Annotated in this window: 21 protein-coding genes; 8 read left to right on the forward strand and 13 right to left on the reverse strand. The window is 43.9% G+C overall.

All coding sequences use genetic code 11. From position 1 onward, the window contains the following. Positions 1 to 144: 144 nt before the first annotated feature. The 3 genes from IQO02_RS16680 to pepT form a co-directional block, all read right to left on the reverse strand. Positions 145 to 987, reverse strand: a complete 843-nt coding sequence (locus tag IQO02_RS16680) for a mechanosensitive ion channel family protein (RefSeq protein ID WP_016799306.1) — start codon at positions 985 to 987, stop codon at positions 145 to 147. A 151-nt stretch (positions 988 to 1138) separates the two neighbouring features. After that, complete coding sequence (locus IQO02_RS16685; protein ID WP_010431045.1) at positions 1139 to 1606, reverse strand: DM13 domain-containing protein; 468 nt, start codon at positions 1604 to 1606, stop codon at positions 1139 to 1141. Between the two features lie 76 nt (positions 1607 to 1682). Then, a complete protein-coding gene (pepT, locus tag IQO02_RS16690) occupies positions 1683 to 2915 on the reverse strand; it encodes a peptidase T (protein ID WP_102282438.1) in 1233 nt (410 codons plus the stop codon). Positions 2916 to 3262: 347 nt separating this feature from the next. Here pepT and IQO02_RS16695 point away from each other — a divergent pair, with 347 nt between their 5' ends. From IQO02_RS16695 to IQO02_RS16705, 3 genes are all read left to right on the forward strand, one after another. After that, the gene (locus tag IQO02_RS16695) at positions 3263 to 3409 is read left to right on the forward strand and encodes a hypothetical protein (RefSeq protein WP_193838620.1); all 147 of its coding nucleotides are present in this window, start codon (positions 3263 to 3265) and stop codon (positions 3407 to 3409) included. A gap of 287 nt (positions 3410 to 3696) precedes the next feature. Beyond that, a complete protein-coding gene (locus tag IQO02_RS16700; protein ID WP_102282439.1) occupies positions 3697 to 4749 on the forward strand; it encodes an aldo/keto reductase in 1053 nt (350 codons plus the stop codon). Between the two features lie 193 nt (positions 4750 to 4942). Then, positions 4943 to 5677 (forward strand): RNA methyltransferase, encoded by a 735-nt coding sequence (locus IQO02_RS16705; protein ID WP_016784246.1) that lies wholly within the window; start codon positions 4943 to 4945, stop codon positions 5675 to 5677. A 96-nt stretch (positions 5678 to 5773) separates the two neighbouring features. On the opposite strand, the gene fdxA is transcribed toward IQO02_RS16705, so the two are convergent. After that, a complete protein-coding gene (fdxA, locus tag IQO02_RS16710) occupies positions 5774 to 6097 on the reverse strand; it encodes a ferredoxin FdxA (protein ID WP_102282440.1) in 324 nt (107 codons plus the stop codon). Between the two features lie 254 nt (positions 6098 to 6351). Between fdxA and IQO02_RS16715 the strand changes: the two genes are divergently transcribed. The 4 genes from IQO02_RS16715 (at position 6352) to IQO02_RS16730 (ending at position 10583) form a co-directional block, all read left to right on the forward strand. Continuing rightward, a complete protein-coding gene (locus IQO02_RS16715; RefSeq protein ID WP_010431061.1) occupies positions 6352 to 7983 on the forward strand; it encodes an NAD(P)/FAD-dependent oxidoreductase in 1632 nt (543 codons plus the stop codon). Between the two features lie 196 nt (positions 7984 to 8179). After that, the gene (locus IQO02_RS16720; protein WP_010431064.1) at positions 8180 to 9376 is read left to right on the forward strand and encodes a DEAD/DEAH box helicase; all 1197 of its coding nucleotides are present in this window, start codon (positions 8180 to 8182) and stop codon (positions 9374 to 9376) included. Between the two features lie 113 nt (positions 9377 to 9489). After that, on the forward strand, positions 9490 to 9894 hold the full coding sequence (locus IQO02_RS16725) for a PPC domain-containing DNA-binding protein (RefSeq protein ID WP_010431067.1): 405 nt from the start codon (positions 9490 to 9492) through the stop codon (positions 9892 to 9894). 65 nt (positions 9895 to 9959) lie between these two features. Then, positions 9960 to 10583 carry a PolC-type DNA polymerase III gene (locus IQO02_RS16730; protein WP_010431070.1) on the forward strand — a complete coding sequence of 208 codons (624 nt, stop codon included), beginning with the start codon at positions 9960 to 9962 and terminating at the stop codon, positions 10581 to 10583. 90 nt (positions 10584 to 10673) lie between these two features. Here IQO02_RS16730 and IQO02_RS16735 read toward each other — a convergent pair whose 3' ends face one another. Continuing rightward, on the reverse strand, positions 10674 to 11510 hold the full coding sequence (locus tag IQO02_RS16735) for a DUF6279 family lipoprotein (RefSeq protein ID WP_102282441.1): 837 nt from the start codon (positions 11508 to 11510) through the stop codon (positions 10674 to 10676). Positions 11511 to 11832: 322 nt separating this feature from the next. On the opposite strand from IQO02_RS16735, the gene IQO02_RS16740 reads away from it, so the two are divergent. Further along, positions 11833 to 12006, forward strand: coding sequence for a hypothetical protein (locus tag IQO02_RS16740; RefSeq protein WP_010431076.1), 174 nt, complete (start codon positions 11833 to 11835; stop codon positions 12004 to 12006). A 123-nt stretch (positions 12007 to 12129) separates the two neighbouring features. Here IQO02_RS16740 and dbpA read toward each other — a convergent pair whose 3' ends face one another. The 8 genes from dbpA to IQO02_RS16780 form a co-directional block, all read right to left on the reverse strand. Next, complete coding sequence (gene dbpA / locus IQO02_RS16745; protein ID WP_016786419.1) at positions 12130 to 13509, reverse strand: ATP-dependent RNA helicase DbpA; 1380 nt, start codon at positions 13507 to 13509, stop codon at positions 12130 to 12132. Between the two features lie 176 nt (positions 13510 to 13685). Beyond that, a complete protein-coding gene (locus IQO02_RS16750; protein ID WP_102282442.1) occupies positions 13686 to 14594 on the reverse strand; it encodes an aldo/keto reductase in 909 nt (302 codons plus the stop codon). Positions 14595 to 14811: 217 nt separating this feature from the next. Continuing rightward, positions 14812 to 15396 carry a hypothetical protein gene (locus tag IQO02_RS16755; RefSeq protein ID WP_010431085.1) on the reverse strand — a complete coding sequence of 195 codons (585 nt, stop codon included), beginning with the start codon at positions 15394 to 15396 and terminating at the stop codon, positions 14812 to 14814. Positions 15397 to 15606: 210 nt separating this feature from the next. Further along, positions 15607 to 16551 carry a PstS family phosphate ABC transporter substrate-binding protein gene (locus IQO02_RS16760; protein WP_102282443.1) on the reverse strand — a complete coding sequence of 315 codons (945 nt, stop codon included), beginning with the start codon at positions 16549 to 16551 and terminating at the stop codon, positions 15607 to 15609. Beyond that, the gene (locus tag IQO02_RS16765) at positions 16551 to 17189 is read right to left on the reverse strand and encodes an OmpA family protein (RefSeq protein WP_016793082.1); all 639 of its coding nucleotides are present in this window, start codon (positions 17187 to 17189) and stop codon (positions 16551 to 16553) included. The genes IQO02_RS16760 and IQO02_RS16765 overlap by 1 nt, the downstream gene beginning before the upstream one ends. Continuing rightward, positions 17189 to 18502: a TolC family outer membrane protein gene (locus IQO02_RS16770; protein ID WP_016793083.1), complete on the reverse strand. Its 1314-nt coding sequence runs from the start codon at positions 18500 to 18502 to the stop codon at positions 17189 to 17191. The genes IQO02_RS16765 and IQO02_RS16770 overlap by 1 nt, the downstream gene beginning before the upstream one ends. Before the next feature lie 34 nt (positions 18503 to 18536). Continuing rightward, the gene (locus IQO02_RS16775; protein ID WP_016788819.1) at positions 18537 to 19862 is read right to left on the reverse strand and encodes an HlyD family type I secretion periplasmic adaptor subunit; all 1326 of its coding nucleotides are present in this window, start codon (positions 19860 to 19862) and stop codon (positions 18537 to 18539) included. Then, the gene (locus IQO02_RS16780) at positions 19855 to 22014 is read right to left on the reverse strand and encodes a type I secretion system permease/ATPase (protein ID WP_102282444.1); all 2160 of its coding nucleotides are present in this window, start codon (positions 22012 to 22014) and stop codon (positions 19855 to 19857) included. Before IQO02_RS16780 ends, IQO02_RS16775 begins: the two co-directional genes overlap by 8 nt. Positions 22015 to 22021 lie beyond the last annotated feature (7 nt).

Below are 22021 nucleotides of genomic sequence, written 5' to 3' on the forward strand. Positions count from 1 at the left end.
GTTGCCGCTAGCGTAGAGCTAGATTCCAAGTACAAAAAAGCCGAGAGTCGATATGATCGCTCTCGGCTTTTTATTTATTTCAGTAAAACTAACCTAACTAGGACATGCTTATACGCGCAACCTAGTTCAAACAGGAAAACTAGATTAAGCGCTAGCTGGAAATTCCAACGCGTACGCTTCCATAAAATCTTTGCGAATATCTTGCTCTAAGTGAACGGCTTTTTCCGTTGGGCAGAAAATCATAAAATGCACTTCTTGCTCGCCCGTTGAGCTGCTTGTGATATGAATATGAGGTTCAGAGCCTGGAAGGTCAACGCCAGCGTGCTTCTCGATCACACTATTATAACGACGGGCAACATCGATAAACTCTTCACAATGCTCTTCAATTTTCACGATAAGATCCGGCACCATTGGGTATAGATTTACAAAGTCTTTTACCGTCACAAAAAAGTTGTGATAGACATAGCGCTTCATGAAGTTGAGGTTCTTTACCGGATAAGTGAAGAACATGCTATTAGGTAGCGTGGCTGTCTTGCCAGTGAAGTGGTATTGCCCGTGATACAAATCGATTTCTTGAATCACAGTCGCCATCAAATTGTGCTCAATCACCTCACCACTGATTTTACCTACCTCAATCCAATCACCAATTCGGAACGAACGTGAACTCGCTCGCTGAATAGAGCCAGTGAAACACAAAATGATCTCTTTCGAAGCCACGACTATCGCAACGGCAATGGCAGTTACAGACAGTGCAAACTCGCTTATTTCAGGTTTCCACAAAACAAACATAGTGAACACAATCACAGCAAAAGTGCCGTTCTTTGTTCGTGACATCCAATTACGCTGGTCTTCACTAAGGAAAGCGACATCACCGCGAATTCGAGACAAGGTGATTCGACGGATGATTAAAATAATGCAAATGATCAGTGCACTAAAAATAAATTTATGAGCGAGTAGGAAATCTATTACTTGCCACATCTTTTCCATTACTTATTCCTTTAGCATTAAAACATTGAGCTCTATAACAATGAGCTTTACAGCGACTAACTCAACCATATTTAGGTCGATACAACACATTATAAAAAAGCGCTCAGAAATGGAGCGCTTTTTCGTGCCTAAATTAGCTTAGGTAAGGCTATCATTTTATCTTGGCAGAAGTAATAAATTGGCCAAAAGTTTCACACCAAATCACAACCGTATTAAATCGATTAAGATCAGTGCTTTCCGGAAGGTTAACCATAAATCGGTCGAATGTTTTCACATCTCCCACTCTCAGTAACTCGCTTTTACTTTCATTAAAGGCTTGCTCGGTTTCAATAAACTTAGGAGAAAGGTAAACCTTATAATCCGGCCCCGGTGCCAGTTCACCTTCAAAAGCGATCGCACTTTCAGACACAGAAACGATGCCTTCTCCCCAATGTAAGAAGTCACTGTCTTGACGGTCTTTGCTGAACTCACCTGTGTAGATAGCCTGTTGGCTGATCGCTTCAACCGAACTTGAAGACGGAGAATCAGGCTCAATCAAGATAGGTAGCGCATAAACACCAAGCCCAAAACCAACAGCACCCACGGCTAAGTGGGTACAAAGTAAAACTAACTTTTTCATCGCGTACTCCCTTATGCTTAAAGAGAGTATTATTGAATACCCTCAAAAATACAAAGAGATATCGCGTTTCAAACGGCTATTTTTGGTAATGTGTTGCCGTGCGTTGAGACAATTCGACAATCACTTTTACCGCTTGCTCCATACCTTGAATGGTAATAAATTCATGAATACCATGAAAGTTATAGCCACCAGTAAAGATGTTCGGACATGGTAGACCCATGAAAGATAAGCGAGCACCGTCTGTACCACCTCGGATAGGTTTGATCATTGGCTCAACATCGCATTCAATCATCGCTTGCTTTGCTAGCTCGATAATATGTTGATGTGGTTCAACCATCTCTTTCATATTGAAGTAGCTATCAGTTAGCACCAACTCAACACTGCCTTTCTCAAGACGCTCGTTCAGTTCATCCACTTTCTGTTGCATGAATGTCTTACGCGCTTCTACACCCTCACGTTCAAAATCACGGATGATATAACCCAGCTCAGAGCGAGCCACACCCATTTCAGCCGATTTCAAATGGTAGAAGCCTTCATAACCTTCAGTGCACTCTGGTGTATCTTGCGCTGGCATCATCAATTGGAATTGCGCAGCGATGTTCATTGAGTTCACCATTTTACCTTTTGCGGTACCCGGGTGAACGTTCACGCCATGACATATAACGTCAGCGCTCGTGGCATTGAAGTTCTCAAATTCCAATTCCCCTACTGGCCCACCATCGATGGTGTACGCCCACTCGGCGCCAAACTTTTCAACATCAAACAGGTTTGCACCACGGCCAATTTCTTCGTCTGGCGTGAAACCAATACAAATATCGCCATGTTTGATGTCTGGATTCGCTTTAAGATGGGCAATCGCACTGATGATTTCAGCGATACCCGCCTTGTTATCAGCGCCAAGTAGAGTTGTACCGTCTGTAGTGATAAGGTCATGACCGTGTAGGCCATCAAGGTCCGGGTATTGGCTTGGGTTCAAACTCTCACCACTTGTACCCAATTCAATCGTGCCACCTTGGTAATCTTTGATCACTTGTGGTTTCACATTTGCTCCTGAAGCATCAGGAGCGGTATCCATATGCGCTACAAAACCAATAGCAGGAACCGCGTAATCAACATTAGACGGCAGCTTCGCCATCAAATACCCATTTTTGTCTAAAGAGACGTCCGCTAATCCCAATGCGACCAATTCTGATTTTAAGACTTCAGCAAACGTATTTTGCCCCGGAGAACTTGGGCACTGCTGATTAGAGGGATCGGATTTAGTATCAAAAGTAACGTAATTCAGGAAACGTTCTACAAGCTTTTCCATAATTCATCTCACCATGGATTAAGTAATTGATTTACTGACCTAATTGTTATCTAAAAAAACGATGTAGTCTTCGATAAATACAAACACAAAGTCAGTAGCGAGGTTTTTCATCTTACGCCCCTGACCATCTGTGTAATTGCTCTAAATCATTATTGAGCGAAATTAAATAAGCCGCCTATACTGTAAAAAGAGGGTTTCGTCAGTTACACCTTGCACAGGGATGATAAACGATGACTTTGTACGCATTCTACGCCCTTCGCTCTCAGCCTAAAAAAAGTACAAAGTGGATGATGATCACAATTTATCCTTGATGCAGAATCTGTCATACGTTACACGGAGACACAGTTATGACGATTAATAAGTATTTCATTTTCTCTCCTCAAGCCTTTGAGGAAACGCTTCAACCAGTATTAACTGAGAAAGAAGTTCAAAGGCAGGAAGCTCTAAGACAGGCGCAGGCCCAAGGCGGGCTTGATACAAACGCTGCCTCTTAACTTAAGTTATACGACGTACCAATTTATAGTACCCCCAACAAATGAGCTCTACTTCTCTATGTCGTAGAGCTTTTTTTATGCTTGCCGATTTATTATCCATAAACCTTGGTACTGACCGAGTAAAGCAAACTCGCAACGCAAAAAAACGCCTGACTAAACCCACCAAAGCCATACCTTGTCGTGTCATTTTGTGCTAATAATTCATATTCGTTTTCATTCCTCACTCGCCCCTTTCAAAAACTATAACGCGAGTACCAGAGAACTTAACCACAGGAATCCCGAATTCAATGGAATACTCAAAACTAGGAAGTAGTCAAATTCCCGTTTCCCGAATCTGTCTAGGTAGCATGACTTGGGGGCTGCAAAATACTCAACAACAAGCTGACCAACAAATCGAATACGCACTAAGCCAAGGTATTAACTTTATTGATACCGCAGAGATGTACGCGGTGCCACCTTCACCTGACACTTACGGTAAAACAGAAGCGATTATCGGTAATTGGTTATCGCGTAATCCGCAGCGTCGCCAAGAATTAATCATCGCGAGTAAAATTGCCGGACCTGGACTTCCTTGGGTTCGAGATGGTGGTCCAATAACCGGTGAAGCCGTGATCGCAGCCGTTGACGCGTCATTAAAACGCCTACAAACAGACTATATCGACCTTTACCAACTTCATTGGCCAAATCGGACAACGCCTCACTTTGGTAAACATTTCCCAAATCATATTCGATTCAGCGATATCGACAGAAAACAACATGAAGCAGAGATGTTAGAAATCCTACAAGCATTAGCTAGCTGTATTAAGGCGGGTAAAATTCGCCATGTCGGGCTTTCAGATGATTCCACTTGGGGCATTAACACATACCTCAAGCTAAGCGAGAAACACGATTTGCCACGTATGGTTTCGATTCAAAATGAATTTAGCCTGCTGCACGCAAAAGATTGGCCATATCTAATTGAGAACTGTGTGCATGAAGATGTCGCTTATCTGCCATGGTCACCTTTAGCTGCAGGCATGTTGAGTGGAAAGTACATCGATGGCGCAAGACCGGAAGGCAGCCGTTGGACTTACATGCAACGTAAAGGCATCTTCCGTGATACTGAATCTGCCAATGAAGCGGTTAAAGGCTATGTTGAAGTCGCAAACACTCACGGGTTTACACCAAGCCAGCTTGCATTGGCATGGTGTAATCAAGTTGATGGTGTCACCTCCACAATTATTGGTGCAACGACCATGGAACAACTGAAAGAAAACGTAGCAGCTTTCAGCAAGCCTCTATCAGAACAGATACTCACTGATATCAACACAGTGTTTAAGCGCTACCCTGTTCCATATTAAGCTGTAAGTTCACCTAGCCTTCTCAGTTCAACTTAATCTTAGGCAAGTAAATCAGATAAGAGCGCGCTATTTAGTGCGCTTTTCTTTTTTAAGTCGGTCGCTTTTGCTTTTAATGTGGATCGCATGAGTCATCACGCTTTTGGTTCTCCAACCTTTGCTCTATAATGCGCGGGCTTATATCTAGGATAAAAACATGATTTCAAAAAACCAATTAAAACTCCTTCGTGCTTTGGGGCAAAAGAAACAACGTAAAGCCCACGGCCTGTTTCTAGTTCAAGGTGAAAAGAACGTTCTTGAGCTGTTCAATAGTGACTTAGTCGTGAAAAACGTCTTTGCTACCGCTGATTTCCTATCTGAAAATCACGCGTCATTGATTGAGTTTGATTGTGTTGAAGCCTCACTAGATGACCTAACCAAAGCAAGCACTTTGGTAAGTAACAACGCAGCGATTGCTGTAGTTGAGATCCCAACGTTTGAATTACCAAAAGCAACTGGATTGATGATTGCGCTGGATGGCGTGTCTGATCCGGGCAACCTAGGTACTATTATTCGCGTAGCAGACTGGTATGGCATTCAGCATATCGTTGCGAGCAGCGATTGTGCAGACCCATATAACCCGAAAACGATCAGCGCAACTATGGGCAGCTTTGGCCGAGTACACGTAAGCCAAACAGATTTACCTGAATACTTAGAACAAGCGAACCTGCCTGTTTACGGTGCGTTCTTAGAAGGCGAAAGTGTGCATAAGACAGAATTTACTGCCAACGGTATTTTACTAATGGGTAGTGAGTCTCACGGCATTCGTGAACACGCCGCTAAATACGTAACTGATAAGATTACGATTCCAGCATTCGGTGGCGCAGAGTCTCTGAATGTAGCAATGGCGACAGGTATTATTCTCGACAACATGCGTCGTCAACATAGCTAGATCTCATAAGCTAACGAGCCAGTCGACAGTGTTCAGATATTAAAAAGGCGTATTGATTAAATCAGTACGCCTTTTTATTTGAGTTCTTTTCAACAACTACTTTTCTAGCATTGCCAACTTATCAGACACACCATTCCATTTTTCAGCTTCATCCATCGGTGCTTTTACTTCCGTTTGCACTGGCCAGGTCTCGGCAAGCTCGGCATTCACTTCAATAAAGATCTTTTGATCTTCTGGCAGTTCATCTTCTTGAAAGATCGCTTGAGCATCACATTCAGGTACACATAAACCACAATCAATACATTCGATCGGGTTGATTACCATGAAATTTGGTCCTTCATGGAACGCATCTGCGGGACACACTGCCACACAGTCTGTGTATTTACATTGAATACAATTATCGCCTACGACAAACGCCATGATGCTCTGCTCTATAAGTTAGTCAAAATTGAAGAATGGGGGATAATACTCATCCCAAGGCAAAATTCAACATCATACGACTCTAATATCGTGTCTATTTGCTCCATGCTTCCAAATTAGTATGACAGATAAATCAATTTCTCGTAAAATGCGCGCCATTGTGAGCTTATCGCTTCTTTCAACATCAGCGTTTTCATCAAACTCTGTATTAAGAAACGATCTAGCTAAGACACCTATAAAAACGAGACATCAAAATGATACGTTTAACCGAAATTAAACTCCCACTAGACCATGAAGAGTCAGCCATTCAAGACGCTATTGAAGCAAAGCTTGGCATTAACGCTGGTCAGGTACTATCTTTTAATATCTTTAAACGTGGCTACGATGCTCGTAAGAAATCAAAGATCTTACTTATCTACACGCTTGATGTTCTCGTTGAAAACGAAGCTGAGCTGCTAGAACAATTCATCAGCGATCCGCACGTAAAAGTGACTCCTGATATGGAGTACAAGTTTGTCGCTAAGGCCGTTGAGAACCAAACTGAGCGCCCTGTGGTTATCGGTTTTGGCCCATGCGGTCTGTTCGCTGGCCTAGTGCTTGCTCAAATGGGTTTCAACCCAATTATTGTTGAGCGCGGTAAAGAAGTTCGTGAACGTACTAAAGATACCTTTGGTTTCTGGCGTAAGCGTACGCTAAACACAGAATCAAACGTACAGTTTGGTGAAGGCGGCGCAGGTACTTTCTCTGACGGTAAACTTTATAGCCAAGTAAAAGATCCAAAGCACTACGGCCGTAAAGTAATTGAAGAATTCGTTGCTGCAGGCGCACCAGAAGAAATTCTATACGTGAGTAAGCCGCACATCGGTACCTTTAAACTGGTTACGATGATCGAAAAGATGCGTGCTTCTATCATTGAACTCGGCGGCGAAATCCGTTTCAGTACTCGTGTAGACGACGTTCATATGGAAGATGGCCAAATCACTGGCCTAACGCTTTCTAACGGTGAAGAAATTAAGTCACGCCACGTAGTACTGGCTGTTGGCCACAGTGCTCGTGACACGTTTGAAATGCTACATGAGCGCGGCGTTTACATGGAAGCGAAGCCTTTCTCTGTTGGTTTCCGTATCGAACACAAACAATCGATGATTGATGAAGCGCGTTTCGGTAAGAACGCAGGCAACCCAATCCTAGGTGCTGCGGACTACAAACTGGTTCACCACTGTAAGAATGGCCGCACTGTATACAGCTTCTGTATGTGCCCAGGCGGTACTGTAGTAGCTGCGACGTCTGAAGAAGGCCGCGTAGTAACTAACGGCATGAGCCAATACTCTCGTGCAGAACGTAACGCAAACAGTGCAATCGTTGTAGGTATCGACCCAGAGCGTGATTACCCAGGTGACGCACTGGCTGGTATCCGTTTACAACGTGAACTAGAAAGTGGCGCTTATGTACTTGGTGGTGAAAACTACGATGCACCAGCTCAGAAAATCGGTGACTTCTTGAAAGGTCGCGATCCAAGTGCAATCGGTGAAGTACAACCGTCGTTCACACCGGGTATCCACCTGACTGATATTTCAAAAGCACTGCCTGATTTCGCTATCGAAGCGATTCGTGAAGCAATCCCAGCGTTCGAGAAGAAGATCAAAGGTTTCTCTACACCAGACGGCCTACTAACTGGTGTTGAGACTCGTACGTCTTCTCCTGTATGCATCAAACGTGGTAAAGACTTCCAAAGCATCAACCTTAAGGGCTTCTTCCCTGCTGGCGAAGGTGCAGGCTACGCAGGCGGTATCCTTTCTGCTGGTATCGATGGTATTAAGGCTGCAGAAGCGCTAGCACTATCAATGGCAGAGCAAAACCAAGCCGAGAAGATTGAGATCGCTTAAACGCTTTCGATAAACCCAAGCTAAATAGCGAACACCCAAAACTGAAAATCCAGTGTCTTGTCGACACTGGATTTTTTTATGTGCATGTGACTAGCGGTGAGCAAGCAACATGGTAGAATGCAGCCATTAATCTTATCCTCATATAAGATTGTTGAACCTTTCCATCGCTATTTAGCCAAATCATACCGAGAAACATATGCCATTTTCCAAGCTTGGATTAAGCTCACCTATTGTTAAAGCCGTTGCAAAACAAGGCTATGAAAAGCCAACCTCTATTCAAGAAAAAGCAATTCCGATTGTGCTTTCTGGTAAGAACCTAATTGCTGCTGCACAAACAGGTACAGGTAAAACTGCGAGCTTTGTTCTCCCTATCTTAGAAATGCTAAGTAAAGGTGAAACACAACGTAAAAAACGTATTCGTGCTGTTATTTTGACACCAACTCGCGAGCTTGCGATTCAGGTTGAACAGAACATTACTAAGTACGCGAAGTTCCTAAACCTAACATCATTAGCGATGTACGGGGGCGTATCTTACCAGCACCAGAAAGACCGCTTGATTGAAGGCGTCGATATTCTTGTGGCAACACCAGGTCGTTTAATCGACATGTACGGACAACGCGCGGTTCATTTTGATGAAGTTGAAGTACTGGTTCTTGATGAAGCCGACCGCATGCTAGACATGGGTTTCATCGAAGACATCAACAAGATCATCGCACGTTTGCCACAAAACATTCAAAACCTGTTGTTCTCAGCAACGCTATCAACGCCAGTGCGTGCGCTAGCGAAAAGCGCAATCAGTGAAGCGGAAGAGATTTCTATCGCCAAGACTGACGCATCTAAAGCGAACATTGAACAATGGCTAGTTACAGTCGATAAAGACCGTAAATCTGCACTGTTAAGCCACATGATCACTGACGGCGAGTGGGACCAAGCGCTTATCTTTATCGAGACTAAGCACGGCGCCGCTAAGTTGGTTGCTCAACTTGAAAAGCGTGGTATCCAAGCAGAAGCGTTCCACAGTGGACGTAGCCAAGCGATTCGTGAAAAGATTCTGGCTGACTTCAAGAAAGGTCGTCTAAAATATCTAGTTGCAACAGGGGTTGCTGCTCGCGGTATAGATATCGATAATCTAAGCCGCGTAGTCAACTACGACATCCCATTCCCAGCTGACGACTATGTTCACCGTATTGGTCGTACAGGCCGTGCTGATGCATCTGGTGAAGCGATCTCTTTCCTATCGAAAGATAACTTCAAGAACCTGTGTATTATTGAAAAACGTCTTGGTCACTTGATTGAACGTCGCGTTGTTGAAGGTTTCGAGCCACGCAAAGAAGTACCAATTTCAGTATTGAACTTCGTTCCTAAGAAGAAAAGAGAACAGCAACAAGACTAAGTAATTTCAGTTACAGAAAATACAAAAGTCACGTTAGCCAAAATGAAAATCAAACGAAGCCCTATGTGGCTTCGTTTTGTTCTTTGAAATACAAATAAAACTGAGGCAATAAGATGATCACTCCTATCGCAACGAGGTTAACCCGTGGGCAAGACCTAAAGCTTGAACTCCAAAAGCTTGTGACAGCGCACAATATCTCAGCGGGCTCTGTCGCGTCGTGTGTCGGGTGTGTTTCTCAACTCAATATTCGTTTGGCTAATGCGAACAACACCAAGCTAATCAAAGCTCCGTTCGAAATTGTGTCGCTTATGGCAACGCTAACCCCAAACCACCAGCATGTTCATATATCCGTTGCTGATGAAAATGGAAATGTGATTGGTGGGCACTTGCTTGAAGGGACGATTATCGCGACCACTGCTGAATTGATTGTTCACCGCTACGATACCTTGACCTTCAACAGAGAGCATGACGATTCGACAGGTTACACTGAGCTCACTATCAGCAACAACACGCAATAGATTGACCCGTAGCAGCACTAGCGCCCCATATAAAGCGATACAACCAAATAGTATTAGGAAACATGATGGCTCCAAACTCCGCAGATTCCGTTATCGTTCTCGATTTCGAAACCACAGGCTTATCACCCAATATGGGTGACCGAGCAATTGAAATCGGTGCGGTTAAATTAGTTAACGGCGAAGTCGTCGACACCTTCCAGCAACTCATGAATCCAGGGTTTCGTGTTAGCGGGTTCATTGAAAGCTATACCGGAATCAATAACCGTATGTTAAGCACGGCGGCAAGTTGCAGCGAAGTGATGGATGAATTTGCAGACTTTATCCAAGGCAGCCAACTTGTTGCTCACAATGCGTCGTTTGATAAGCGCTTTCTCGATGCGGAATTAGACTTTATTGGCCGAGACTACACAGGCAAGTTCGCTTGCTCAATGTTGATTGCTCGCCGCCTAATCCAAGACGCACCGACTCATAAGCTAGGCGACCTTGTGCGTTTTAAGAATATCGACAACGACGGTACTTTCCACAGAGCGTTAGCCGATTCAGAAATGACAGCACGATTGTGGTTATTGATGATTGATGAACTGCAAAGTGATCACGGTATTCAACAGCCGAGCTTTCAACTGATGCAGAAAATATCTAAGACCGCTAAAGGCTCGATTCCAAAGCTGCTAATGAGCAATCGCAATTAAAGCTATCAGCTACAAACCATAGATCGAAATAAAGGCTGATTCGTTTCGCGAAATCAGCCTTATTATATACAAGTGTTACTTAGAGCCGCCCTACTCTTGCAGTGCGACCAACGTTGACTTGAGGCTTTCTAATTCATTCATAAAATATACCCATTGCTTATTACTACTTGTGGCTGCGATATCGACCAAGAATTTGGCGGATGTCTCCGTATTCTTAGTAAGCGTGGATTCAAGGCCATCAGGATAATAAGCTTCATGGTTAAGCAACAGCTTCATAATAATAGGCTGAGCAATATGCAAATCAGTCTTCTTTTCAGTAAGCGTCGATAGAGCCTGATATGTATTATTTTGATATTTTCGCCAGCTGTCATTGGTATTTATCCACTCTTGCGACCAAGCAAAAATAATCTGTTTTTGTTCTTTCGATACCGAACCTAACCATCGTTCTAGCCTTTCTTTTACTCGTTCTCGGTATCGCTCTCTCGAATCTTCATCATTTAAGGACAATCTTTCTTGGTAGGAATCTTGTTGTTTCTCTCGAAAATTTTTAAGGAACTGATTATCTTGTTTCGCACTTAGCTGCATACTCAACGCATAAATATCAGGTGAGAATTTATTAACAATTGAGCGAATATGATTTTTTATTTGATCACTTTGGTTAACGATAAAAGCAGAGGTGAGCTCGGAGCGATCTACATTTTCAATCACTTCTAATTGTGAGACGTACAGCGGTAGTTGAGTTTCTTTGTGCCATTGCTGTAACAAATCCAATCGCTCTTCAAGTTCTGATTCTTGACTGTTAGTTAGAGAAACAAAGTCTTCGATATAACTCACAACAAACCAACTTATGTTGTTATAGGCGAATTTCGTCCCACACCCAGCAAATAGAAAACAGATCAATACGACTAGCCAACGGCACTTTCTCATCACACCCTCTCACAACATTTTACCAAGCAATGAAATACAAAACGATCTTCTAAGGTTAGCTCAAGATCTTAAAACATTACTTAATACCTTAAAATGCTAAAGCTACCTCTTATAAAACTAGCCCGAATAAGCCGTGACAGTAAAAACTTTGAGGTAAATTGAGACTTAGCCTTGATAATCTCACCATTTCGACAAATGATTAAACTAAAAATAATTAATAGCAGTGATAAAACTTATTTTTTATTGTTCATTTGAGGTAATGCGAACCCTATAAAAGAAATGGTGACGTATTTTAAAATGATTAATATTTGGGAGGTAAGCTATGGCCGCTACTCCTCATTATACAAGCGAGTTACAGTACGAGCTTTGTTATTTTGACGATGGAAAGCTAACTACCATTACGATATATGCTAGCAACCGACAGGAAGCGATGGCTTGGTATCTTGGCGAAGGAAAACATATCAACGATGTTTATTCGATCAGACCTGACCAATGAACGTTTGAATAAAAAATAGACTTGGATACTAACAGGTATGTCGATGGGTTAACCTGCCATAGTGAGCCCTGGTAGAACACCCTTTACTGTCGCGAGTAGACAGTAAAGGGGTAAATTCTCAAATTACTTCAGAATTCGGGCGCGGAATTGACGACCCTTCATCTTACCTGATTCGATTTTGTTCAGTGCTTTCTTAGCCACAGATCTTTCTACCGCTACGTAAGCACGCATTGCGAACAGATTGATCTTACCCACTGATTTACCATCAATGCCGCCTTGACCGGTCAATGCACCAAGAATATCACCAGCACGAAGTTTCGCTTTCTTACCGCCATCAATCTGGATTGTCACCATGTTTGAGTAATATGGCTTAGCGATTGGTTTAGCTGGCAACTGAGACGGTTCGATTGGCATATCCATGTACTCATCGATTTGAGCAACACGGTACATCTCTTTTTCGCTAAAGAAGCTAATCGCAACACCTTTGCTTCCTGCACGACCAGTACGACCAATGCGGTGTACATGAACCTCAGGATCGCGAGACAGTTCAAAGTTGAACACTGCATCAAGGTTATCAACATCAAGACCACGAGCTGCAACGTCTGTTGCCACTAGAATCGAGATGGTTTTGTTTGAGAATTGAACCAAAGCTTGGTCACGCTCACGCTGTTCCATGTCGCCATGAAGCTCGATAACGCTAAAACCACGGTGGCTTAGCTCGTCGTTTACGTTCTGAACTTCTTTCTTAGTGTTACAGAACACAACCGCAGATTCTGGTTGATGATGAAGAAGGAGTAACTCTAATGCGTCATCACGAGCTTCAGTTCCTTCCACTTTGTAGAAGTGTTGCTGAATACTTGAGTGATCATGTGTTGATTCAACTTTCACCATTTCTGGGTTACGCATAATACGGTCTGCAACAGATTTAATCTGTTTAGGGAAAGTCGCACTGAACAATAGCGTTTGGCGATCTTTTGGTGCCGCTTCAATCACCGCATCTAGCGCATCTTGGAAGCCCATTTCCAACATACGGTCCGCTTCATCTAACACAAGCGTGTTGAGCTCAGAAAGATCAATACGGTCTTTCTCTAGGTGATCAAGGATACGACCAGGAGTACCCACAAGAATATGCGCGCCATGCTCTAATGAACCAATTTGTGGGCCCATTGGCATACCGCCACATAGTGTCAGCACTTTAATATTGTGAATACCACGAGCAAGAGTACGGATCTCTTTTGCTACTTGGTCTGCAAGCTCACGAGTCGGACATAACACTAAAGATTGAACACGAAAACGCTTAACGCGTAGGTTTTGCAGCACGCCTAAACCAAAAGCAGCTGTTTTACCTGAACCCGTTTTACCCTGACCGATAACATCCTTGCCATCCAGAATAGTAGGAAGACTTAACGCTTGAATAGGCGTCATTTCAGTATAACCAAGAGAATCTAACGTATTTAGAAGCTCTGGCTTAAGGGCGATTGAAGAGAATTTTGAAGTGCTCAATGGAAATATCCAACTGGTGAAAAACAGAGTGCATTATGAGTGTTTTTGAAAATTATTCCACCTTAATCACAGTTTTGGAGCAACATGTTAGGCGAATACAAAAAAACCAGCTGGGTCGCTGGTTTTTATGTTGTGACATCTAAGTCTGTATAGAAATACGAGTTCCTAAAAAGTCTTTAAGGCACACCGTGACCTTTAGATGTAACCCACACGCGATACCATTGCTCACGAGTCAGCTCGATCTTCAGAGCATCAACCGCCGTCTTCACGCGTTCAATCTTACCAGAGCCAATAATAGCGATCGGATTAGACGGTAAACGACGAACCCAAGCATAAATAACTTGGTCAATGCTATCTGCACCCACTTCTTGGCGAATTACTTCTAACTCGTCACGAACACGAATCGCTTGTGCTGAATCACCACTGAAGATGCTACCGCCACCGAGGCAAGACCACGCCATTGGACGAATACGGTTCATCTGCAGTTGATCGAGCGTGCCGTCATGGGCTACTTCAAAGTTCAAGGGATTGATTTCAACTTGGTTAGTCACCAGTGGCTTACCGAGTCGAGATTGCAATAAGTCGAACTGACGCGGTGAAAAGTTAGAGACACCGAAGTGCTTAACCTTGCCGACTTTATGCAGTTCAGCGAACGCTTCTGCTACTTCATCTGCATCCATCAGTACATCTGGGCGGTGAATCAGTAATACATCCAGCTCGGTTACACCCAAGCGCTCTAGAGAATTATTTACTGATTGGTAAATATGATGCGCGCTGGTGTCATAATGATTGATCTTGCGATCAGGAGTGTGGTCACCACACAAGTTGATGTCGCACTTGGTGACGATTTGGATATCATCACGAAGGCTTGGCTCAAGCGCCAATGCTTCACCAAACAACTTTTCACATTGGTAGTTACCGTAAATATCCGCGTGATCAACAGTTGTGATACCAAGATCAATGTGCTGCTTCAGGAAAGTCAGGCGTTGTTGCGGGGTCATGCCCCACTCTGCTGTACGCCAGTATCCTTGCACCAACTCAGAAAGTTCTGGGCCTTGTGGCGCTGTCGTTACTCTTGCAACCATGGGTTGTCTCCTTTATCAATACTGAACGTATCGTAAGCTCGTTTTACCGAGGGCTCAACGTATAACAAATGGCAAAGGTAAACGCTTACTAAAAATGTGAGAGCCACAGAAAAACGAACACTTAAATCAATAATAGCTTGCTGTCTGCCCGTCAGCCGTTCTCCCAAAAGGCTTGTTTACCCTAATGAATTACGAAACTATCTATAAATTTGAGCAATTAAAGACGATTTAGTTCAACCGTTAAGTTGTCACCATCACTATGTAATTGAATCCAAGGAGCTGAAGAAGATGAGGAAGAACTAGGCACATTCCATAAACTCATTTGCTCAGAGGAATGATGTGGAGTATTGATGAATTTGACGAGTTGTTTATCTACCATGTCGTAACCAACTCCCTCACGCTTCGCTTGTTCGAGTTGAGCGACCACATCAAACTCATCTTCCCCAATACGAATAGAACTGAGAGCAAAGCCATCTTGGCGAAGGTATGCCTGAAGCTTTGTGTAACTTAGGTTCGAATATGGCAGGTTTAAGCGAACCACCTCGACGCTTGAGTCGCCCAACTCCAATTCAACATAAACATCCAGATCGTAATACCGCGTCAAATCACTGCACAGAAGAGCACCTTCGATCTCGCCACAATCCATTAGATCATTATCGTTAACATAATTTTGAGAACTAGGTTGAGCTGAACTGCTGTTGAATACCGTTCGCAGCCACCAACTTTCACTCGCTTGCACAGAAAATGAAAAGGTATTCAGAGCCAATAACAAAGGTAGGATTAAAACAGGAAGAGTTCTCATTAATTGTGTTTATTTCGCGCGGTATGAAGCGTTCATTATACGTGACCAATCAACAAACACCCGCTCAAGCCACAAACTTTAGGCGAAAAAAACGGGCATATATGCCCGTTAGATAAATTCTATCGCCGAATAACGTAATCCGTCACATTGAGAACCATTACGAAATTAACAATTCCATTCCGCAAATCCAATGACAGAATGTTACACCAATCATTTATAACCACCTTCAATCGCAGGCTCTTCAAGCGATAGTCTTACTTTATTCCGTTGGATAGCTTCTGGCGGCAAACTGATGAAACCGTATTGGTTCAACACACCTTGATGTTCTTCCGACAGAGTAAGCCCAACAAAGAACTTCTCCTGTTCCGTAAAGTCTTTGCGATGCGCTGGAATATTCAGGTACATATAGTAAACCGTTGCTAATGGGTATCGACCTGAGAGAATCGTTTCTTTGTTCAAGTCGTAGTTCACACCTAGGTTGTCGACCACGCTTAACCATTTCACATCAGAGATTTGATCCGAGTAAACGGTGTAACCAATAGCGGCATCTTCGTCCTCAATCTTATTAATCAGATCCGGCAGATCTGCTAAGAATTGAGTATTCGCATATTCCCCGTCAGTTCCACACTCGACCCAATTTGAAAAGGTGGTATGGCCTTGCAAGTTGTGGTCGATAGCGAAAGGCAACATGTGTGTGTCTAGGCTTTCTCCATCACGAACGTCGCTGCTTGGCGTCCATTTAGGATGCTTAGGGTCGCTAGAGCACCCAAACACATCGATAAGTTCAGCAACGGTGATGGATGTGGCTGGGTTATTCTCATTCGCCAAAATCGCAATTACATCGGCGGTAAACATCAGCTCGGTCGGTCTGTAGCCGTAGCGCATGTCGAACCTAGCCATCTCTTTATCAGTCCACTTTTTGGAAGTAATACCAACACGTGAGCGTTGCATGATCATCTGCTCGGGGACGCTGTCACTCAGTAAAATCTCTAGATCGATCTCTTGGCTCTTAAGCAGATCTTCAACGAGCCCTTGCATATTAGGCTCAATCGCGACCAAACCAATATCACTCACGTCATTCGCTAACGTTGATACAGAAAAAAACGCAGGTACAGCAGCAAGCAGTAAGCCCGATTTATTAGATAGACGTTTCATTACTGGCCTCCTACTGGATCAATCGATGTCTTAGATTCAACATCACTATTGCTGTCGAGTTGCATCTCTGAGGTAAAGATATTCCAAGATGGATTTACTTCCATACTCTCTGCTTTTAACACCGCAATGGTTCTACGTTTACGCTTGTGAAGATGCTGAGTTAAGCTAGTAATTTGAGTAAATTCTTGTTCGAAGATTCGCTCTCCATCGATACCTCTGTCAATCAGAGCATCTCGAATGACACCCGTCCTTTTCTTGGCCAGTGCTTTGTTATAAACATTGGTACCTTCTGAACTCGTATCACCGACTAAGGTCACTGAGGCATCAGGTTGCTCCCCAAGTAAACGCACCAACTCGTTTAACACGGCGGTGTGTTCTGGTTTAAGAACGTATTTGTCGAAATCAAATGCCACGCTTAATACTTCAACGTCTTCAACAATTTTCCAGTTTGCACATCCCTTAATGTCAACGGTCACACCTTCTGGTGTATCGGCACACAGATCTCGCTGATTGATAACACCATCACGATCATTATCTGCCAAATCATCAATCTGATGACGAGTCATCGTCGTATCGGGCGTTTCTGCACATCCCATCAGCAAGATAGAACTAAGTAGCGCTAATTTAAAATGTCTCATTACTTGTTCTCCCCTTGCCACTCTTCTGGATGCTCAATTCTCAACGCGTAGGTCAACATGCCCATCGCGTTCAAAACTCGATATGCCGCCAATGTTTGATCGTATTCAGTGCTAATAAAGTTTCTTCGAGCCAAGAAGACTTCTACTTTCGCATCAAGTACGTCTAATAGGCTTCGTCTTCCAACATTGAATTGTTGGATATAACCAAGCTCTGCAATTTTTGCCGCATCTACGTTTTGTTGAAGTAGCGATTTTTGCTGCTCAAGCATTTTGTAGGCGTTCCAAGCGAGCTGAGTGCCCTCTTTAACCTCACGCTCCGTTCGTAATCGTATCGCTCTTGCTTCTTCAACTCGCCAAGCAGATGATTCAACTCTGGAGTCGGTAGAGAAGCCATTAAACAGGTCGTAATCCATCGTTAACATGATACGCGCATCTTCATCAACACCACCCGGAGGATTAGACACGTTGTCATTCTTGTTGGCATGAAGCTCGAGTTTTAGCTCTGGGTAGTAATCTCCCTTCTCGCGGCGCATCTCTTTACGAGCGGCGTCAATATCAAGCAAAGAGGCTTGGATTTCAGGGTGATTCTCGACAGCCTGTTCAAGCGCAACCTGTGCTGAGCTTGGTAACAGAGCATAATCAAAACGTGGATAAACCAAGTTCACAGCAGGCTTGCCGACTAAACGTAGGTACTGAGTTTGTAAATCAAACAGGTTGTTTTGAGCAGCGATTAGTGAAGATTGCGCCGTCGCAACACGGGCAGAAATCTGAGCCAAATCCGAATTGCTACTCAGCCCTTTGCTTTTTTTATCTTGGATATCTTGGTAGATCTCTTGGTGTTCTTTTACATTACGCTTAGACAGTTCAAGTAACGTCTCTGCCTTGAGAATATCGAGATAGTTTCTCACCACATCTAACGAGACGTTTTCAGCTCGCGAAATCAGAGTTAGACGCTCAGCTTCCGCTTCAAAGGTTAATCGGTCGACATTCGACGTCGTTTTAAAACCATCGAATAACAACTGGGATACTTTAACGCCAATCTCGGTTCTCGTTAGGCCACGATCATCGGTATCGAGTTTGCTGCCACTGTTGTAGCGTGTCTCTTCATAACCTGCTGCCGCGTACAAGTTCACTTGTGGCATATACAAACCACTCGCCGCGTCTCCGTCTCTGATCACCGATTGGTATCGGGAGTACTGCGCCAATATCTCTGGGCTATAGTCGATGGCAAAAGCCACGGACTCTTCTAATGAAGCAGCTTGAGACAGCCCGCTCATTAATAAGCAAGAAGAGAGTAAGAATTTTGAATGCATTACACTTCCTTTTATATTTATGCTTTAACACACTTCATCTCTCGCGAAGTGAGTTTTCCTTAGCTCGTAAAATTGGCTTCAACCAATAACTCAATACTGTTTTTTCACCCGTTAATATATCCACCGCAACCTGCATCCCCGGGATAATACTGAACGCAGAGTTGTGTTGTTGATCTTCATCTAATTGAATGTGGGCGCGATAATAGGCATTACCGTCTTCCGTTTGTAAGGCGTCGGCACTGACATAAATCACCTCGCCTTTAAGTCCGCCATAAATGACAAAATCATAGGCCGTGAATTTAACGGTTGCGCCTAACCCATTATGAACAAACGCGATATCTTGCGGAGAGATCCTCGCTTCGACAATCAAATCACTGTTTGATGGAATGATCTCAATAATCGGCTCACCGGGACGAACAACACCGCCAATAGTACGAACGAATATCTCTTTCACCGTGCCGTCAACGGGCGCTAAGATTTGAGTTCGTTTCAGTTGGTCGGCAATAGCTTGTTGGCTTTCATTCAATTGCGCTATTTTGCTGGCCACTTCATTCAGTTGGCCTTGTACTTTGGCACGAAAATCTAACGCGATGCTGCGGTGGTCGGCTATCGATTCTGAGTAAGCCGCTATCTGTTTCTGAGCCGCCACTTTCGAGCTAGCAATATCACCTTTCAGTTTAACCACATCACGGTTCAGTTTCAGCAACTCGACTTCTGCTACAGCACCACTCGCCACTACGTCTTTCAACATGTTGCGCTCTCGAATCACGATATCTAGGCTGCTCTCTAAAGTCTGAATATTATTGAGCGTATCGACACGTGCTTGATCTTGCTGCTCAATGCGAAGTGCCGCCTCTTCCAGTTCCGATTTCAACTGACCTAAACGTTCTCGATAGTTGGCTTTGGCGTTCATTAATGCCGGATGGCTCGATACATCGATGACAATATTTTGTGGCACCAAGACCACTCGTTCAAACCACTCTTTTGCATCGTTATTTAAAACGACTGTCGACAGCTCTGCTTTCAATCTTAATTGTTGAGCCAGTAAGGTATCCGCTTGTTGAGCCGACTCTAAAAAAGCCGCTTTAAAACGAGTGTCTTCTAACTTAGCTAAAGGCTGTCCTTTCAACACTGATTGACCTTGTCGCACCATGATCTCTTGAACTAGACCACCTTCTAAGCTCTGAATGGTTTGTACAGAAAGGCTAGGAACGACTTTGCCCTCGCCGATCACGACTTCTTCCAATGTTGCCCATGACGCCCAACCGATGATAGACACAATCAATAACGCACTTAGCCAGATCAGCTTGCGAGAACGAAATGCCAAGTGGTTGTTGGTCCATTGAATATCATTACTCATGACGGCCTCCCTTCACCACTGAAACCGTCTTAAACCGACTCGCCCCTTTGGGTGCACTTTTCTTCTGTAGAGAGAGAATGTCTTTTGGCTCACCATCTGCCACGATCTGACCTTTATCTAATACAACCACACGATCACACATCATCAAGAAGGAAGATTTGTGCGAGCTGATCAGCATCGAGGTTTCTCTTGGCATACTTTGCAACGCATTGAAGAACTGTATCTCGGCTTGATTATCAAGTGCGCTGGTTGGCTCATCCATGATCAGTAATTTTGGACAGCGATAAAGCGCCCTGGCGATAGCAACAGCTTGTCGTTGTCCTCCTGAAAGCAATCTACCACCTTCACCGACAGGCGTTTCTAAGCCATTGCTTAAGCGCCCCATGTAACCGTTAAGGCCAGACTGTTGCAGCGCTAGTCTTAGCTTTTCTTCATCAACGTTGGTCGCACCCAGTGTGACGTTGTCGTAAACACTGCCAAAGATAAGATTGGTGGTTTGCCCCACCCAACCCATACCACTGCGCAAGACACTGGTTGGCCATAACTGCCCATCAATCTCTTGATAGAAAGCTTGTCCTGTTGTTGGTAAATATTGGCGTGCAACAATCGATAAAAGTGTGGTTTTTCCTGCGCCTGCCGCACCAACAAGGCCAACTCGCTCACCCGGTTTTATTTCAAAAGAGATTTCCTTTAGCGCTGGGCTTTGAGTCTCTGGATAAGTAAACGTAACTTCATCCAGCCTAACTCCGCCGTCAAAGTCACCCTTATCAATCACTTGATGCTTGGACTCTTCTTGCGGTAAGTCCATGATCTGATTTAGGCCTTCAACGGCTGAGCGTGTTTGTTGAAACCTCAGCAATAGAAGAGAAAGTTGGTTCACCGAGCTTGCGGCACGTCCACTCAACATCACCACAGCTATCAAACCACCCATACTCAGCAAGCCTTCAGAGATCTGATACACGCCGAAGATGATGAGAGTAATGGTGACGATCTGCTGACTCGATTGAATGGAATGTGTCACGATATTAGAGTAGTGGCGAGATTGAGTCTGCCATTGAGAGAGCGATGAAATAGTCTGTTCCCAACGCTTCTGGGTAATACCTTCAGCATTGTTTTGCTTGATATCCGGAAGAGTTGTTAAGCAATCAAACAGCTGTGCTTGTCTTTGTGTCGACAAACGTGCGGTTTCATCGAATGTTTTCTCGACTTTACCTTTCATCGCAATGCTTAGCACGATCAATACCAACATGATCGCGACAGGGATGAACATCATCGCACCACCGAGCCAGCCGATAAGGAATAGGAATAACAAGGTGAATGGCAGGTCGACTAAAGTAACCAAAGAAATAGAAGTGAAGAAATCTTTCACGCTATCGAAATCTTGAAGCTGTCTGGCAAAGGCGCCTACCGACTGAGGTCGATTTTCCAACTTCATACCAAGGACTTTTGAGAACAATTGGGAAGACAACTTGTTATCAATATAGCGCCCAGCCATATCAGTCACAGAGCTGCGTGAGCTTCTCAACACCCAATCAAAAATAACGACAATACCAACGCCTGCTGCCAGAACCCAAAGCGTGTTAAACGCTTGGTTTGGCACCACGCGGTCGTACACGTTCATGGTAAACAGAGGCACGACTAGCGCGAGTAAGTTGATCAAGAATGAAGCGATAAACAGGTCTCGATACCAAGGTTTCACTTCTTTGACGACACGCCATAACCAACGGGTGTTGGATTTATTCTCGCTACGTTCATGGGATTGAACACGCGCATCATCAAGTGCTTGAGCACCTACTTGCCACACATACGATTCCACTTGAGCAACCAAGTCTTTTAACGATGTTTCTTGGCTTGAGTTGGTTTCACAATCCAATACTTGAAATTCGCCACCGGAGCCTTGAGTGACAACAAGGGGGCTCCCTGTCGCGGAATTAACAGCAACAACAGGGAACTGACATTGAGTCAGTAATTCTTTTTTAACGTGGCTCAAAGTTAACCCCGATTTTTCAATAGCTCTTGGAAAAAGGGATTCATTGAGCCTTTCTTCATTTAAAGGTAGGCCAGACACTATTTTGGAAGGATGGCTGCGAACATTAAAATGCTCACATAACCATTCAACACAACCTAGCCAGCTGTCTTTTTGTTCTACCAATCTAAAC

The sequence above is a fragment of the Vibrio sp. OPT24 genome (genome assembly GCF_015163545.1).
Classification (GTDB): Bacteria; Pseudomonadota; Gammaproteobacteria; order Enterobacterales; family Vibrionaceae; genus Vibrio; species Vibrio cyclitrophicus.